Origin of the sequence: uncultured Actinomyces sp., from assembly GCF_963542285.1 — a bacterium.
Classification (GTDB): domain Bacteria; phylum Actinomycetota; class Actinomycetes; order Actinomycetales; family Actinomycetaceae; genus Pauljensenia.
The window spans coordinates 18,824-34,754 of sequence record NZ_CAUTWQ010000014.1 but is presented as its reverse complement, the minus strand read 5'-3'; the positions used below and the strand labels follow the sequence as shown (position 1 = coordinate 34,754).

11 protein-coding genes and 1 pseudogene are annotated in these 15,931 nt (G+C 56.5%); 10 read left to right on the top strand and 2 right to left on the bottom strand.

The annotated features are described in order from the left end of the window. The first annotated feature begins 88 nt into the window (after nucleotides 1-88). The 5 genes from RW023_RS06570 (at nucleotide 89) to RW023_RS06550 (ending at nucleotide 9,953) form a co-directional block, all read left to right on the top strand. Nucleotides 89-2,029: a sugar-binding domain-containing protein gene (locus RW023_RS06570; RefSeq protein WP_315580441.1), complete on the top strand. Its 1,941-nt coding sequence runs from the start codon at nucleotides 89-91 to the stop codon at nucleotides 2,027-2,029. Next, the gene (locus tag RW023_RS06565; RefSeq protein ID WP_315580440.1) at nucleotides 2,022-3,092 is read left to right on the top strand and encodes a sugar ABC transporter permease; all 1,071 of its coding nucleotides are present in this window, start codon (nucleotides 2,022-2,024) and stop codon (nucleotides 3,090-3,092) included. Before RW023_RS06570 ends, RW023_RS06565 begins: the two co-directional genes overlap by 8 nt. 1 nt (nucleotide 3,093) lies before the next feature. Then, a complete protein-coding gene (locus RW023_RS06560; RefSeq protein ID WP_315580439.1) occupies nucleotides 3,094-3,921 on the top strand; it encodes a carbohydrate ABC transporter permease in 828 nt (275 codons plus the stop codon). Nucleotides 3,922-4,041: 120 nt separating this feature from the next. Further along, on the top strand, nucleotides 4,042-5,424 hold the full coding sequence (locus tag RW023_RS06555; RefSeq protein WP_315580438.1) for an extracellular solute-binding protein: 1,383 nt from the start codon (nucleotides 4,042-4,044) through the stop codon (nucleotides 5,422-5,424). A gap of 536 nt (nucleotides 5,425-5,960) precedes the next feature. Further along, a complete protein-coding gene (locus RW023_RS06550; RefSeq protein WP_315580437.1) occupies nucleotides 5,961-9,953 on the top strand; it encodes an endo-beta-N-acetylglucosaminidase in 3,993 nt (1,330 codons plus the stop codon). Nucleotides 9,954-10,231: 278 nt separating this feature from the next. Here RW023_RS06550 and gluQRS read toward each other — a convergent pair whose 3' ends face one another. Continuing rightward, nucleotides 10,232-11,266 carry a tRNA glutamyl-Q(34) synthetase GluQRS gene (gluQRS, locus tag RW023_RS06545; RefSeq protein WP_315580436.1) on the bottom strand — a complete coding sequence of 345 codons (1,035 nt, stop codon included), beginning with the start codon at nucleotides 11,264-11,266 and terminating at the stop codon, nucleotides 10,232-10,234. Nucleotides 11,267-11,289: 23 nt separating this feature from the next. Between gluQRS and RW023_RS06540 the strand changes: the two genes are divergently transcribed. The 5 genes and pseudogenes from RW023_RS06540 to RW023_RS06520 all read left to right on the top strand — a co-directional run bounded on the left by RW023_RS06540 (nucleotide 11,290) and on the right by RW023_RS06520 (nucleotide 15,080). Continuing rightward, entirely contained in the window at nucleotides 11,290-11,874 is a 585-nt protein-coding gene (locus tag RW023_RS06540) for a CrcB family protein (RefSeq protein WP_315580435.1), read from the top strand. After that, nucleotides 11,871-12,248, top strand: coding sequence for a CrcB family protein (locus tag RW023_RS06535; RefSeq protein WP_315580434.1), 378 nt, complete (start codon nucleotides 11,871-11,873; stop codon nucleotides 12,246-12,248). The genes RW023_RS06540 and RW023_RS06535 overlap by 4 nt, the downstream gene beginning before the upstream one ends. A 71-nt stretch (nucleotides 12,249-12,319) precedes the next feature. Then, nucleotides 12,320-13,404 (top strand): annotated as a pseudogene (locus tag RW023_RS06530) (methionine ABC transporter ATP-binding protein). Further along, nucleotides 13,401-14,123 carry a methionine ABC transporter permease gene (locus tag RW023_RS06525; protein WP_315580433.1) on the top strand — a complete coding sequence of 241 codons (723 nt, stop codon included), beginning with the start codon at nucleotides 13,401-13,403 and terminating at the stop codon, nucleotides 14,121-14,123. The pseudogene RW023_RS06530 and the gene RW023_RS06525 overlap by 4 nt, the downstream one beginning before the upstream one ends. Before the next feature lie 117 nt (nucleotides 14,124-14,240). Beyond that, entirely contained in the window at nucleotides 14,241-15,080 is an 840-nt protein-coding gene (locus RW023_RS06520) for a MetQ/NlpA family ABC transporter substrate-binding protein (protein ID WP_315580432.1), read from the top strand. Between the two features lie 161 nt (nucleotides 15,081-15,241). Here RW023_RS06520 and upp read toward each other — a convergent pair whose 3' ends face one another. Next, on the bottom strand, nucleotides 15,242-15,880 hold the full coding sequence (upp, locus tag RW023_RS06515; RefSeq protein WP_009407884.1) for a uracil phosphoribosyltransferase: 639 nt from the start codon (nucleotides 15,878-15,880) through the stop codon (nucleotides 15,242-15,244). Between the last annotated feature and the right edge of the window lie 51 nt (nucleotides 15,881-15,931).

Genomic DNA, 15,931 nt, shown 5'->3' with positions numbered 1-15,931 from the left:
TGGGAATATTGCTTCAGTCTACTGAAAATTCTGGTTAACTGCTGAGGAATTGTGGTTAATTTGCTACGTTGCAATTTGTTGGTAGATCATGCATCATGATCCCATGAAGGTCAATGTAGATACTTTCGATGCATGGAGTGACGCGAATTATCCGCGCCCGGATCTCTGTCGTGAATCCTGGTTAAATCTCAATGGCCAGTGGTCCTTCGCCACGGATTCATGTGATGAGGGACTTACTCTGGGTTGGTATCTCCCCGGAGTCAACTTCTCCAAGACGATTACTGTCCCCTTCCCGCCGGGAAGCCCGGACAGTGGCTGGAGCGGAGAACGATCCGATGTCGTCTGGTACCGGCGAACTATTACCCCTGAAGACCTTCAGCGGGCAGGTGCTGATGACAGTTCCTCGCTCCAGCACCTGCGTATTCATTTCGAAGCGGTTGATTTTACCTGTGATGTCTGGATTAACGGCCGTCACCATATACACCACGAAGGTGGATATACGCCCTTCACCATCACCGTTGACTCATCTGATTATTTGGATGAAGGCCTTGAAATTGTCGTCCGCGCACAGGACCGCCTTGACGCAGTGGACCAGCCGCGCGGCAAACAAGACTGGCAAGAAAACCCCCACGGTATTTGGTATCACTCGGTCGTTGGAATCTGGCGCGATGTCTGGATGGAAGTTGTCCCCGAAGGCTACATTGAGTCGTTGACCTGGTCTTGGGATATTGAGAACGCTCAAGTCGCCTGCGACATCGCACTATCGGGTCTGCGTGAAGCCAGTGGGGACATCGACCCGATTGAGGCCAGTTTGACCCTTGAACTTGAGGGTGAAACCTTGGCTGCAAGTATGGTCCGGATGCGCTCGCGTTCACTTCGCCTCGTCGCTCAAATCCCCGGGCTGGCAAACCGACAGGAATGGGGGCGCTTACTGTGGTCCCCCGCCCACCCCAATCTCATCAATGCGCGGATATGTGTTGGTGATGACGAGGTTGTTTCCTATGTCGGTATCCGCGATGTCAGCCTTTCGCATCGCTATGTGGAAATCAACCACCAGCCCACCTACCTGCGCGGTGTTCTGGACCAGGGCTACTGGCCCTCGTCCTACTTCACTGCCCCCAGTCCACAGGCCTTGAAGGCGGATCTGGAACTGGCCCGCGATATGGGCTTCAACTTCGTCCGTATCCACGAGAGAAGTGCGGATCGACGGACACTGACGTGGGCTGATCGCATGGGAATGATGGTGTGGGGAGAATCCGCATCCGCCTATGCCTTTAGTGACCGGGCAGTCACCGTGACCACGCAGGAATGGCAGGATCTGGTTTTACGCGATCGCAATCATCCCAGTCTGATTGTGTGGGTGCCCTTCAATGAAAGCTGGGGAGTGGACCTGATCGTCACCTCACCAAAGCAGCAGGCCTTCGTCCGCTCGGTTGTCGCCCTGACCGATGCGCTTGACGGAACTCGTCCAGTCATCGCTAACGACGGGTGGGAACAGCTGGAGACTCCGATCGTGACAACCCACGACTACGGGGTTTACGGCGAGCAACTCCGCGTTAACTACGCCGACCGTGAATCGATTGCAGAGCTGGTTAACGGAGTCGGCCCGCAAGGACGCAAGATCCTACTTGGCGAAGCCTGGAGCGATGACCGCCCCGTTATGGTCACGGAGTTCGGTGGGATTTCGCTGCCCCTGGATGCAGAGGATGCGTGGGGCTACGCAGTTGTCCCCACTGTCGAGGCCTACAAGGAGCGCGTGAGCGGACTATTCGATGCTCTTGAATCCTCGCCCATTCTGGCTGGCTTCTGCTACACGCAACTGACGGATACCCGTCAAGAGACAAACGGCCTCGCCGACGAAAACCGCACTCCCAAGCTTCCGTTGGAGGTTATCCGAGGATTTGTCACCAGTTCTGCTCGCCAGAGCGGGCAAATCCGGCCACGCACGATTGTCGAGGCCAGTGCGGTGCTTGGTACCGATGAGCGAAGCGCTGTTTCACGGGCCTTTGAAGGTGATCGCGATGCCTAAAGCCCGCGTCCTTCGCCGGTGGGCAACGAACTTCGCTTTTACCCTGCCCTTCCTGATCTTCTATGGGGTCTTCGTCCTCTTTCCCGTGGTCCAAGCGATTCTGATGTCCTTCTTTGACTGGGATCTGCTGGGTAGCACCCGGGAATGGATCGGGCTTGAAAACTACACCCACATGCTCGGCGGTACCGGCCTGGTCTGGGACGTCACTTCGATGTGGCTTGTCCGACTGTTGTGTTTGGCCTGTGGAGTGTATGTGACCGTCAAGGCAGTGCGCGAAGGCGACCTCAACTCAGGGCGCATCCTGTTGATCGTCACCTTGATCGGTGCGGCAATCATCTTGGGAATCCACCCTGGAGATGGGGGTTCGTGGTCTGATCCGCGTTTTTGGAACGCGATGAAGAACACTGCGATTTTTACCCTGGTGTCGACCCCCATCATTGTTGGACTTGGCCTGATCTACGCGCTTCTCCTTCAACGAGGCGGACGGGCAAGCTCCTTCTACCGTGCAGCGTTCTTCGTCCCCTACGTTCTTCCGGTCTCGGTTGCCACCCTGATCTGGGGATACATGCTCAACCCCTCGCGAGGCATTGTCGCGCGCTTCACCGAATACATGGGGTGGGGGACGATCTCGTGGCTTTCGGATCCAAAGTGGGCAATGACTGCAATCGTTGTGACAACCGTATGGTGGACGGTTGGTTTTAACCTCATTCTCTTTGGCGCGGGTCTTCAAGATATCGATCCGACGCTATATGAGGCCGCAAGCTTGGACGGCGCGAATTCCTTCCAAAAATTCGTCAACATCACCCTTCCGGGTCTTCGTCACGCGACGGTCTTGGTTTTGGTCACACAGATCATCGCCTCTTTCCAGATCTTCGGTCAGGTGAACATCATGACGGCCGGAGGCCCGGGTGGTACGACAGACGTTCTGGTGCGCTACATCTATCAGACGGGCTTTAGGGATACCCAGCTCGGCTACGCCTCGGCAATGTCCTTGGTGCTCTTTGTTCTGATGGTCTTTATCTCGTTCATCCAATTCCTGATCTCACGGCAAAGGAGCCGCTGACATGCGCGAGAAACTCAAGTCGTGCGGCTACCACGTCGTGATGATGGCACTTGCTCTGCTGTGGCTTATTCCGCTGCTGTGGACACTGGTGATCTCTCTGAGTTCGAACTCGTCATTGAAGACGAACTCGCAGATCCTTGTGCCCACAGAGCCGACCTTGTCGAACTATGCCGATGTTTTCCGCACTGGTTTGGCTGGTCGATGGTTCCTCAACTCGATGATCGTCTCGATTACTGCCACGGTCATTACGGTGATCATCTGCGCTGCTGCCGGTTATGCATTCGCGAAGCTTCCCTTCCCTGGGCGAACCATTGTTTACGGACTGACCTTGGCCGGAATGATGGTTCCCAAAGAAGCGATGTTCGTCCCCCTGTTCATGATGTTTTCCGAGGCCGGGTTGGCGAATTCCTATATTGCGTTGATTTTCCCCCGTGTTGCCTTCCCCTTAGGCGTGTTCATCATGACGCAATTCTTCTCGCAGGTGCCAAGCGAAATGGAGGAAGCTGCGCAGGTTGATGGGGCTTCACCCGTGAGGATTTTCTTTTCCATCATGGTGCCCCTTGCGCGGCCTGCTCTGATCGCGCTTGCGACCTTCTCCTTCGTTCAAACCTGGAATGACTACCTGTGGCCACTGGTCTCGGCGACAAAGCCCGAAATGTTCACGGTGACGACCGGTTTGGCCTCTCTGCAGGGAACATTCGCACAATCGACGGAATTGGGTTCGCTGATGGCCCGAGGAATTGTTGGTGCGGCGCCCCTGCTCATCGTCTTCCTGCTGCTCCAGAAGTATCTGATCCGAGGAATTGCACTATCGAGTGGCGATAAGTAGGCATCGCCACCTGCGCCACACGCCTGATCATCACTGCCGGGAAAGGGAGACTCGGCCTCGGCAATGAGGATCTTACTCACACGAAAACTCACCATTCACCACACAACGAAAGGCATGACAATGCGACAAGGACGCGCACTGACACGTCACGCGGGAATCGGTGCATGTGCACTGGCGACGACCGCGCTCTTTGTACTCACCGGATGTGGAGTGAACTCCGCCTCCTCCTCAAAGACTGTTGATGGAGCGGCAATTGCTTCCGTCAGCGATGATGACCTCAAGGGAACCACCATCACCATGGCTCGCTTCTTTGGCGACTGCCAGGAAAAGACTGAGGGAGTCACCGACCTGTCCAAGGCCAACAGCGAATGCACCGCCATCTCGATCCTCACGAACAAGTTCAACGCTGAGAACAAGTGGGGAATCAAGGTCGAGCGTATGGGCGGCGCTTCGTGGCACAGCTACTACGACTCACTCAATGCCGCTTTGGCCTCGTCGGATCGCCCCGATGTGACAATCATGCACGGCTCCAACCTGCCCTACTACGCTGCCAAGGGCCTGCTCATGGAGGTGCCCGATGGAGTGGGCATCGACCTGTCCGGATCGACGAAGCCCGCGTTGGACGCCGTGACCTACAAGGACAAGAAGTGGGGCGTTCCCTTCGATACCCACGCCATCATCAGCCACCTGAACATGGATATCCTCTCCCAAGCCGGATTGGTTGGTGAAGACGGTACCTACGAGCTTCCGACTTCGCCCGATGAGCTTCTTGAGCATGCAAAGGCCGTGAAGGAGAAGACCGGAAAGAACTACATTGATATCGCCCTGTCAAATGACCCGATGGGCGGGCGCTTGTGGATGACTCTGGTTCAGCAGCAGGGCTCGGACATTATTTCCGAAGACGGCACCAAGGCAAATATGAACTCGGCTGAGGCGAAGACCTCGTTGGAATTCATCAACACCCTGGTTAAGGAAGGTTACACGACCGTCAACCATGACTACGATGCCTCGGTTCAGAGCTTCCTGCGTGGTGAATCAGCAGTGATGTACAACGGTGTGTGGTCGGTTAACCAGTTCACAGCTGAAGCTCCCTTCAAGTACGAGACCAGCGATGCGCTCATGCTCTTCAAGGACAAGGCAACCTGGGCGAACTCTCACGTGTGGACCGTTCCGGTCTCCGCCAATCCCGATGCGAAGAAGTACCGTGCGGCTTTCGAATTTACCAAGTTCCTTAACGAGCACACCGGCGACTGGGCGATCGCGACCGGTCACATGCCTTCAACTCAGAAGGCTCTGGACTCGAGCGAGTACCTGAATGCTCCGCACCGCTCGCAGTACCTGAAGACCGCGACGACCTACGCTCGCATGGCTCCGCGCGTTGAGGCCTGGCCGAAGATCGCCGACCAGATTCAGGAGCAGATTGAGGCCACCTGGCTGAACGGAGCTGCAGTCGGTACGACTCTGGACAAGCTGCAGGAAGCTGCTAGCTCTTCACTGAAGTAGGAGTGTGTATCAGAGGTTTCCCTACGGGGTACTTCGTTGAGGGGTGTCTTGGTGATCCCTCAACGGTGACAGCCGCTTGTTAGCGCGACACCATGATTCGATTCCAGTGGGGTCAGGGGCTGACACGTGAATAAACGCAAGTGATGTGTCGGATAGCGTGCTCGCTGAGATATCGCGAAAGTTCGCGTTAGTTGCGAGAAAGCGGCTGAATAATCGGGACGGGAACGTATTCCATGTGAATGCGTTCCCGTCCCTTCTTCTTGCATGTGTTCAAACTTCTTGCATGTGCTCAAAGCGGGTTGCTCCTTCATTCGGTTTATCAAATCGTTATCATCGGTGGTCAGAACTGGTTTTGGTGTCGATTGAGCTTTGGTACCATGACTTCTAACCGGCGAGCTTAACCGGTTTTTCTTTCGGCAATCGATCGCAGCGGATCGGGCGCCGCCTGTGACTCTTGGAATCCCACATGGGCCACATCGGTACTACGCGTACCCACAACTACACACAAATCGACAGGGCGAAGGAGCTCCTGGCAGATGTCGACACATAAGAATAAGAGGCGCCTTGTTGCCATTGGCGCACTGACCGCCGCTAGCGCGTTGATAATCCCCGCTGCATTCGCTGCAGACTCCTACCCACCTCAGGGAGATTCTGCGGTCGCAAGTGCACAGCCCGTGGTCTCGGGCTACCGCGTTCAAGACCTGCGTGACTGGACCCCCGAATCTGACCCATTTGCAAGTCAGCTTCGCGCAACCGTCCCACTCCAGCCTCGAATTGATCGAAATCCTGACACCCAGGTGAAGCCAGAACTGGACGGGAAATCCGAAATCATGCTCATGCAGGGTGATTACGGCAATTCCTTCTTCGGTTCAACAACCTTTAACAACACTTTTACTGACCACACTTTGAACTTCTGGCAGTACACCGACTATTGGTCACCGTGGCACGGCGGTGCATCCTTGGGTGTCCCGCAGGCGATCTACAATCCAGCAACCTCGGATTGGCGTAACCGCGGATTTGAGTTCGGTGTTCTGACCCTTCCCAGTCCCGAATACACCAATGCTGCACACCGCAACGGCGTGAAGTCGATTGCGATCTTGTACTTCGACCCCTCATTCCGCCCGGGCCTGACCTTCACTGAGATGTTCGATAAAGATCCGAACTCACAGGGCTACCTCATCGCCAAGAAACTGGTCGATATGGCCAAGTACTACGGTTTCGACGGCTATTTCCTCAACCAGGAAGAATGGGGCGATGACTCTGAATTCAAACCATTCATGTCCTATCTGACCAGCCAGGGTTTGTGGACTCAGTGGTATGACACCAACTCTTCCTTTAACGAATCCAAGGCAGCGTGGCTGCGCGACGATGAACACGGACGTATTCACTCCTCTGTCTTCGTCAATTACGGAAACAATGGCAAGCGAATGAATAGCTGGGCGCTTGCGAATGGATACGACCCCTACAAGGAAGTATTTGCAGGAATTGAAGCCAACCAGACCGGTTTTCGCTCCAGTGGTGGTGTCGACCGAGGCTACACCTCGGAAGAAAATCACTCTCCGCTGACCTCGATTGCTCTTTTCACTCCCTCGGATCACTACCAACGCGGACTAGACGACAACATCCAGGAAATCACCGGTCGCAGCGATTCAGCTCGTCCTTTCATGCAGCAACAGCCCTATCAATGGATGATTGCTCAACGTGAGCGCATGTACTTCTCTGGAATGAAGCAGGACGTCACCCAGACCGGATCGGCTAATGGTCAGGCCAACCCCGCTGTCGGAGTTAAGGGCAGCGGATGGGTTGGAGTTGCTGATTTTGCTCCGGCTCGAAGTGTTATTCAGGGGAGTAACTTCTGGACGAATTTCTCGACCGGTAAGGGGATGCGTTCGTACACGAATGGTGCAGTCACCAATACCTCCGAGTGGTCGGACATGGGAGCGCAATCTATCTTGCCTTCATGGCAGTGGTGGATTGCCGGAGAAGGCGGCGCAACGCTGAAGGCCGATTTCGACTACGGCGAAGAGCCGCGAGTCGATCTGCAGGGTAAAGAAGTGGCTCTTCCCTATTCGCCTGTAGGTGCCTATCAAGGAGGAAACTCCCTGGTCCTCTACGGTCAAGCGCAGCAAGCGCAGACCATTCGCCTCTACAAGACGAACCTGAGCGTGAAGGATAACTCGACCGCTGAAGTTGTCTGGCGCGCAAAGGACGCGTCAACGAAGGCCCGCCTGGCACTGGTCTTTGCCGACAAGCCAGGGGAAGTTGTCACTCTCTCCTTGGGTGCAGCTTTGACAGATGGATGGAAGGATTCGCTTGTTGATCTTTCTGACTTCCAGGGGCGAACGATCGCAACGATGGGCCTGCAGGTCGAAGGAAGCGGCGATGTTCAGGTGAATGTCGGCAAACTTGCTGTCAGCGATGAGTCCGCAACACCCGCTATCCCCGCTGGATTTACGATCAACGAGCTGACCACCGACAGTGAGATGAACGTTTCTTGGCAGAAGGCAGACTTTGCCTCCGTTGATTCCTACATTCTCGAGGCCGTGGATGCCTCAGGAAATGTGCGTCATCTTGCCCAGGCCTATGGGGATTCGCGCTACATCAAGAAGGTCGATCTTGAGGGTAGCTATATGCTCCGACTTCGAGCAGTGGGCAAGGACGGATCGATTTCACAGCCTGCCGAACTGGTTGTTAATCGTTCTGCGCTTCCCAGCGAATTGACCTATGCAACTGCGAAGGATGCTAACGGTAACTTCACTCAAGCAGCGACTTCGGGGCAGGTCGAACTGTCGTGGAAGGCACCCGCTTCGGGGACACCCACCGGATACAAGGTTCGTCTTGAAACTTTGTACGCAGGAAATGACAACCCCTACCACGGATACGCCGAATACACGGTCGGTCCTGAAGACACATCGGTATCTGTGCCCGCTCCCGCGGAGGGGCTAATGTTCCGAGCAACGGTTCAGCCCCTAGGTGTCGATACCGGTGCGATTCCCGCTCTGGCATTGCGCGGACGTTACAACGATTCGTACTCACGGCCGATGGGACGCCAAGACTTTGTTGGGCTAGACGGTGCGAAGTACAAGCTGGTGAACCCAACGACGAAGGACTGGCAGAAGATCAATGCGACGGGTGACCAAAGCTGGACCGCTACCCGCGGTAAGAACAACCGTTCCGACTGGGGTAACCGAGATGAGAACGGCCAGCTCAAGCGCACGCGTCCTCTGGGGACTCACGGTGCAACCTACTCGATTACCGACTACGCGGGTAACACCTCGGGACAAGTCGTTGTGAAGGCGAAAGACGGGGCGATGGGAATCGTCGACCGTGCGGCACCGGAACTGTGGGCCAGCCCGTGGAACGATCAAGAGATCACCCGGGGTGCGTCAATGAAGAATATCGTTGCAACTGCTCGCGATAACTTCTCAACCGTTACTCTGTCCGCCAAGCTGGTGGATCCGGATGGCCCCGAGGGCAATTCTGTGGCAATTCCGACCACGGGCGAGGGGCCAAAGGCCATGAATGACCCGATGCTTCTCCCCGATACCAATGAGCCGAGCGATGAACCCAGTACTGAGCCCACCGCTGAGCCCACGCACGGTGCTAACGATGGTTGGGATGACGATGATGAACCAATCTTCGATTGGGGAGCTCGCTCTGCGAATACAGGGAACAACCACTCAACGGACCGCGCAGCTCTTGACTCGGGAGTGACCGCGTCTGGGCTCTCGCTTGATTTGGCCAGCGGAACTATTTCGGGAACTCCGACGTGGAGCGGGACTCGAGAACTGGTTCTCACTGCGACAGATGAATCGGGAAACGCTTCGACAATGAGCCTGATGCTGACGGTGAATGGGGGAGCGGATACGCCGACTCCTACGCCGACTCCTACGCCCACGACTGAGCCCTCTGCTGAGCCGACAGTAGCACCGACGGTTGAACCAACAGCTGCGCCGTCAACGCAGCCCAGTGCTCAGCCCTCGACTGAACCAAGCGTTCAGCCCACCGAGGAGCCTTCGGCCAAGCCGCAGCCCTCCGAAGAACCCAGCTCTGCTCCTTCGGCGTCAGTGAGCCCCTCGGCCTCGCCAAGTGCCGAGGCCACCGCTGAGCCCAGTGCTCAGCCCACTGTCCAGCCAAGCCAGCCCAGCGAGCAACCTACGACGCAACCTCAGCCTTCCGCCTCGGCCTCATCCGATAGCGACCAAGGCAACGGTCAGGGAGGCACCCAGGGCAACCAGGCCGGTAACGGCGGAAACACGGGGATTGGTATTGGGAATGTCCCGAATGATCCCCAGGGCAATGCCCCGGGAACAAGCGGCCAGCAACCCGGAAAGGACCAGGCGAGCCAATCCGGGAATGATCAGGGCAAGTCAGCAATGACGAACCCGAAGCACAGCGCGAGCAAGAAGGCGGGCTCGTCTCTCGCTGGCACCGGTGTCACTGTCGCGGTGATTGGTGCGATTGCACTGATCCTGGTGATGACCGGTGGGACTCTCACCGCCTTGCGTCGCAAGCGTGAGGAAAGGTGAGCGGCTCTTCTAAGTATTGAGAAGAGCTTTGTGCCCGGGTTGGAAACCGCATCCGCTGCATACGCGGTTTCCGACCCGGGCACAATCCTGTCTGGAGGCGCGATATCCCCGTGATATCCCCGCGTCCGTTTGTGCTGCCGTTGCAGCCCTGTTTGCGCCCCCTCCACACGAAGTCGTGAAATGACACAGCTTATGGCCTGTGTCTTTTGCCAACTTCGTGTGTCATTTGTGGGGGTCGGGCGGAGGAGGAGGGAGGCTTGAGGCGTTACGCCGAGCGATCAAGCGAAAAGCTTGTCCAAGTCGGGTGTCCAGGGCTGACGGGGGAGCGCGCGCAGCGTCTCAGTGTCCATCGATTCAAGAAGCTGGGAGGCGGAATGCACTCCTTCAATACCCATCGAGCGGGCTAAAACCTCAATGATCTGGGCAATAGTCACCCCGCGCTCCGCAAGTTCCTCGATGGTCACTGCACCATCGCGCTTGGCGAGCCGCGCGCCCGATTGAGCTAAAACCAGGGGGACATGTGCGTAGGTGACCGTGGGATACCCCAATAAACGCGCCAGAATTGCTTGGCCGGGCGATTGAGAGAGGAGGTCGTCACCGCGAACCACTTGGTCAACTCCCTGGAATGCGTCATCAATGACGACCGCCAGGTTATATGCCGGTGCACCATCAGAACGCTGGATGACAAAGTGATCGACAGGACCCGTGTACTCACCAAAATATTCGTCATGCACCGTCCACTCCGATACGGGAGCCTTCAATCGCAGGGCGGGACGACGTCCCTCGGCCGCGAATTCTTCGCGCTTTTGGGTGATCTCAGATGCGCTCAGGTGCAAGCACGTCCCGGGGTAGTGGCCAGGCGGAACGTGCGGTGCGGAAGAGGCCTCGCGAATGTCCTTACGTGAACAGAAACACTCGAAAGCGTAACCCTCGTGGAAGAGGCGGGCAACGGCCTCGTCATGGACGTGCGCGCGCGAGGACTGGATAAGCACCTCGCCATCCCAATCAATTCCCAGTGCCTTCAGTTCGTCAATCTGACGTTGTGCGGAGCCCGAACGCACCCGGTCGATATCTTCAATCCTCAAAACGAAACGTCGACCGGTGAGCCGTGCCCACATCCACGCGAGCAGCGCAGTGCGAAGATTGCCCAGGTGGAGGTCGCCGCTGGGGGAAGGAGCGAAGCGTCCGGCGCCTAGGGCATGCGCAGGGTTGCCTTCTCCGATTGTGATTTCCGAGGCCGAGTTCGCAGGGGAGGAAGCCGAGTTTCCCGCTCCATCGTGTGCCCGGGATGTCAAGGTCGACGCAAATGCCATAGCCCCAGACTAACCTTGGATACATGGAGACACGAGCGCATCTGAAAGGTGATGAGCTGGAAGTCGGCGTATCGGCGCACCATCACCTGAGTTGGCTCACGCGCATTCCCTCGTGGTTGTGTGTTGCTTTCGGAGCCTTCCTTGGCACGGCAATTCGTGCGGGATTGGATCTTGCTGCTACGGATAGCGGGAAACTTACGGTTTTTTCTTGGTCCACGGTGGCCGTCAATCTTTGCGGGGCCTTCTTTCTTGGTTTCGCCACTTCTTGGGCACAGAGCTATTTCCGCGAGGATGCAGTGCGCAGAAAAGTCATGTTTGTCGCAGGAAGCGGATTCGCTGGCGCTCTGACCACATACTCCACCATGGTCATGGCCAGTATCCATAATGCAGTCCAAGCAATGACATCAGTCCCCGCTGCTGGGGGTGAGCTTTCCGGAGCTGTCTCTTCTCCGTTTAGTGCTGCGATGGCGTCCTCCGTGCCTCTACTCATCGAGGGAATGCTTGCAAGCCTTGTCTTGCTTGTAGTTGGGATTGGGCTTGCTGCCGTGGGGTGGATCTGGGGCCAAGGATCCCGACGCAGTGAATCGTCAAGGGCGGCAAAGAAATGACCCCACTGCTCTTCCTTCTCGTGTGCGTTTTCGCTTCCTTGGGTGCTCTCTCTCGCTGGCAGCTGGATCTTTATCTCAAAAAGCATCGAGCAAAGCGAACACCCCAGTGGGGGATCGGTGTGGTCAATCTATTGGGATGCACATGCGCTGGTGCGCTCGCGGGTATTCTTGCCCCCAATGCTCCCGTTTTCTTCCTGCTCTCGACGGGATTTTTAGGCGGATTTACAACCTTTTCCACCGCTGTACTCGATGCAGTGATGCTTATTCGTGAGCACAGATACCGCGCTGCTCTGGGCCTCGTTCTAGGGGTCTGGTTGGGGGGATGCGTGTTGGCCGTTACCGGTTTCCTCATTGCTGTCAGTTTCGCAATGTGAGGTTGTGTAACGAAAAATTTGGACACTCCGGCACGGACTCATAGTCTAAGGGTGCATGGAAGGAGGACCCAGTGATTGATCTGATCGACGTCTCGAAGATCTATCCCGTGAAGGGAAGTGATGATGTCGTTGCCCTTGATCACGTGAATCTGCACGTTGAAGCAGGAAGTATTCACGGCATCGTGGGTCAATCGGGTGCCGGTAAGTCAACGCTCATTCGCTGTCTGACGGCTCTGGAGAAACCCACTTCTGGGTCGATTATCGTTGATGACATTGATCTGTCACAGCTTCGTGGGCGCGAGCTGCGCCAAGCGCGGCGCAAGATCGGCATGGTCTTCCAAGCAGCTAACCTTTTCGACGCCAAGACTGCGGGAGGAAATATCGAATTCCCGCTGAAAGTCGCTGCGAAGAAAGAATTTACCCGCGAGGAACGCAAGGACGCGTTCGTGAACTTCTTACGCTAGTCGGCCTCGAGCATCGTGGCGGTGCCTACCCTTCAGAGCTTTCCGGTGGCCAGCGCCAGCGCGTCGGTATTGCGCGTGCACTTTCAGATACCCCTCGAGTCTTGCTCTGTGATGAGCCAACCTCAGCCCTTGACCCCGAATCAACCCGCGCGATCCTGTCACTGCTGCGTCAGGTGCGCGACGAAACCGGCGTCACCATTGTCATCATTACCCATGAGATGTCGGTCGTTCGCGAAATCTGCGATTCCGTAACACTCCTGAAAGACGGAGGAATCGTCCAGAGCGGAACAATCGAAGAAGTCCTGGCTGACCCGGGTTCGCCTCTGGCAAAGGAATTGGTTCCTGCGCCCAGTGTTGATGAACTGGATGTCACGGACTTCAATCGTGAGCTGACCGCACGTGAAATCGTTGCACAGAGCAGCTCAGCGGAGGCCAAAACCTCAGCCCAGCCCTGGGAATCTGGAAATATCCTTTTGGACGTGATCTTCACGTCGCATCCCGGGGTTCCCACGGGTTCGAATATGCTCAACCTTGCCGCAAAGCTTGGTGCGGATGTGACCGCAGGGACTTTCGAATCGATGGGTTCTGTCCAAGTTGGTCGCCTGGCTCTGGCAATCCCTGCAGCCCAGCGTTCTCCGATCATTGAGCAGCTTCGCGCCCAGGGAGCGCATGTGGAGGTGAGGTCGCTGTGAATCTTTCGGCTCTTTCAACAGTCCTGACGCTGCTTCCACTGGGTAAAGGTGACCCGACGTGGGGAGACAACCCCGCACTCACCCAGCAGTTCCTCCCGGCAATCTGGGAGACCCTGCTCATGGTCATCTTCGGCACCTTCTTCACCGTGCTCGTCGGCCTTCCTTTGGGTCTGCTTCTTGTCCAGACCTCGAAGACGGGACTCACTCCTAACAAGACCATCAACCAGATCGTTGGTTTGATTGTCAATGTTGGCCGCTCTTTCCCCTTCCTCATCCTCATCATCGTGCTACTTCCGGTGACCAGGCTCGTCATGCGTAGCGCGATTACCTGGCAGGGAGCGACCTTCCCCTTGGTCATCGGCGCGATTCCGTTCTTTGCTCGCCTAGTGGAAACCAACCTGCTTTCCGTCGAAAACGGCAAGGTCGAGGCCGCGCTCATGGCTGGGGCTTCCAACCGCCGGATCCGCTGGAGCATTTTGGTTCGCGAGGCCCTGCCCGGCATCATCCAGTCCGTGACGGTTTTGGCGATTACCCTGGTGGGCTACTCGGCAATGACGGGCGTCGTTGGTGCGGGCGGTCTTGGAAAAATGGCGATTGACTACGGGTATCACCGTTTCCAGACGGACACGATGATCTGCTCGGTCGTTGTGATCATCATCATCGTTCAGTTAATTCAAATGATTGGCGACATGCTCAGCCGGCTGGTGGATCACCGCTGAGCATCCACCAGCCGGGTCGCGAACTCTGCTTGGTAATTAGGAAAAATTCGCGGGATTATCGCGGGCCACTCAGGTCCCCCCGCTTGTAGGAAACAGACAATCTAAGGAATTACTCTCATGCGTCACTCTCGTTCTCTTCGTACTCTCGCTGGTCTTGGTGTTGCGGCAGCACTGGTCCTCTCGGCCTGCTCCAGCGGTTCCACGGGCTCTTCATCATCTTCAAACGGCGCAACCACCATCACCGTTGCAGCCAGCCCCTCACCTCATGCAAAGATCCTCAAGTACATCCAGGACAACCTGGCAAAGGACGCGGGAATCAACATCAACATTAAGGAATTCACCGACTATGATCTGCCCAACCGTGCGTTGGATCAGGGTGAAGTTGATGCCACCTACCACCAGACTGTTCCCTACTTGGAGAAGGCTGAGCAGCAGTTCAACTACGACTTCACTCCCGGTAAGGGCATCCACCTCGAGCCCCTGGCCATCTACTCCTCCAAGCACAAGTCCCTGGATGAGCTTCCTGAAAAGGGCGGAATCATTGGCGTGATCTCCGACGTCACCAACCAGGAGCGCGCACTTCGCCTTCTTGCTGCGAACGGTTTTGTTGAGATCCCCGCAAGCGGTGACGTCAATGTTTACACCGTTAAGAAGCTGAAGAACTTTGACTTCAAGGAAATTGACGGACCCGTTCTGGTCTCTAACTTGGGTGAGACTGACTACTCGGTGATCAACGGTAACTTCGCGCAGGAAGGTGGCCTGGCGCCCTCGCGCGATGGTCTGGCCGTTGAATCCCCCGAGAACAATCCTTCGGTGAACGTCCTGGTATGGAAGACCAGTATTTCAGGCGATAAGGCCGAGGCAGTGAAGAAGCTGGATGAGCTTCTGCGCTCTGACCAGGTGAGGAAGTACATCGAGGACACCTGGAAGGATGGCTCGGTGATTCCGGCCTTCTGATCAAGGGCTTCGCGATTAACTGATCGTTACTTTGATGTGTGTGGGCGCGGCTTGGCCGCGCCCACACACATGTCCCGCACGCATGTCCGCGCGCATCAAGGTGGCCACGTCCCTTGGACGTGGCCACCTTAAGTTTTTGAGGAATCTAACCGGAGCTAGGCTCAGTCGACGATGCCGTAGAGGCGGTCGCCAGCGTCACCCAGACCGGGGACGATGTAGGACTTTTCGTTGAGGCGCTCGTCAACAGAAGCGACAACTACGGTCACATCTGCGCGATCGCCCACGAAGTCTTCCAGAACCTTCAGGCCCTCGGGAGCAGCCAGCAGACAGACGCAGGTCACGTCCTTGGCTCCACGATCGAAGAGGTACTTGGTTGCGGCAACCATGGTGTGACCGGTTGCAAGCATTGGATCCAGAACGAAGCACTGGCGACCCGAGAGATCTTCGGGAAGACGGTTCGCGTAGGTTTCAACCTCAAGGGTCTTTTCATCGCGCTTCATTCCCAGGAAGCCAACCTCGGCGGTGGGAAGAAGACGGGTCATTCCTTCGAGCATTCCCAGCCCAGCACGAAGTACGGGGACTACGATGGGGCGCGGCTCGCTAATGCGCTTGCCAACGGTAGGCGCAACAGGAGTGTTGATTGCGATCTCAGTGGTTGAGACGTGGCGTGTGGCCTCGTACGCAAGAAGGGTGACCAATTCGTCAACCAGTTGGCGGAAAGTTGCCGAGTGGGTGTCGCGGTCACGCAGAACGGTGAGCTTGTGGGCAATGAGCGGGTGATCAGCAATATGAAGGCGCATGGTTCAAGAGTAACCCGCGAAGTAGGGTTTACGCGATAGGCTGAAGGGGTG

What these genes read in the sequence shown, in the direction of transcription:
- RW023_RS06570 (WP_315580441.1), top strand. Translation starts at nt 89, where the DNA reads ATGCATCATGATCCCATGAAGGTCAATGTAGATACTTTCGATGCATGG.
- RW023_RS06565 (WP_315580440.1), top strand. Translation starts at nt 2,022, where the DNA reads ATGCCTAAAGCCCGCGTCCTTCGCCGGTGGGCAACGAACTTCGCTTTT.
- RW023_RS06560 (WP_315580439.1), top strand. Translation starts at nt 3,094, where the DNA reads ATGCGCGAGAAACTCAAGTCGTGCGGCTACCACGTCGTGATGATGGCA.
- RW023_RS06555 (WP_315580438.1), top strand. Translation starts at nt 4,042, where the DNA reads ATGCGACAAGGACGCGCACTGACACGTCACGCGGGAATCGGTGCATGT.
- RW023_RS06550 (WP_315580437.1), top strand. Translation starts at nt 5,961, where the DNA reads ATGTCGACACATAAGAATAAGAGGCGCCTTGTTGCCATTGGCGCACTG.
- gluQRS (WP_315580436.1), bottom strand. Translation starts at nt 11,266, where the DNA reads ATGGCATTTGCGTCGACCTTGACATCCCGGGCACACGATGGAGCGGGA.
- RW023_RS06540 (WP_315580435.1), top strand. Translation starts at nt 11,290, where the DNA reads ATGGAGACACGAGCGCATCTGAAAGGTGATGAGCTGGAAGTCGGCGTA.
- RW023_RS06535 (WP_315580434.1), top strand. Translation starts at nt 11,871, where the DNA reads ATGACCCCACTGCTCTTCCTTCTCGTGTGCGTTTTCGCTTCCTTGGGT.
- RW023_RS06520 (WP_315580432.1), top strand. Translation starts at nt 14,241, where the DNA reads ATGCGTCACTCTCGTTCTCTTCGTACTCTCGCTGGTCTTGGTGTTGCG.
- upp (WP_009407884.1), bottom strand. Translation starts at nt 15,880, where the DNA reads ATGCGCCTTCATATTGCTGATCACCCGCTCATTGCCCACAAGCTCACC.